General features: G+C 47.0%; 1 protein-coding gene. It reads right to left on the reverse strand.

Translation table 11 applies throughout. The features are described 5' to 3' along the window. Positions 1–483, reverse strand: a 483-nt coding sequence (locus ACYVRH_RS14495) for an efflux RND transporter permease subunit (protein ID WP_461257570.1), incomplete at both ends; no start/stop codon positions are given.

Here is a 483-nt window from a genome sequence, read left to right on the forward strand (position 1 = left end):
TGACGAGATGATGGACGACATCATTTCCTGACTGCCGAGCATCGCCGAAATATCGGTCTTTGCGCCTCGCTCCCTGAACTTGAAAATGTTTTCCAGTATTACAATGGAGCAGTCAACGATCATTCCAAGTCCAAGAATAAGCCCCGCCATTGTCAGCATGTTCAAGGTGATGCCGGCAAGGCTCATGAAAAGGAACGTAACCAGTATCGAAAACGGAATGGAAATGCCGATAATTATCGTGCTTTTAATGGTTCTTAAAAAAATAAACAATATTCCAATTGCAAGGACAAACCCGACAAGCAGTGAATTCGTCAGTTCGCTTATCATGTCGCGGATTTGCGTCGTGTTGTCCTGGGTTATTTTCAAGGTTACGTCTGCGGGAAGCAGGGCGGCGATTTCATCAAGTTTAGCGTACACACGGTCGGCTACAGCGGCGGAATTGGTTCCGCTCTGTTTTGTTACGCCGACATACACGCCGTTCTC

This window comes from Treponema sp. R80B11-R83G3 (assembly GCF_054786115.1).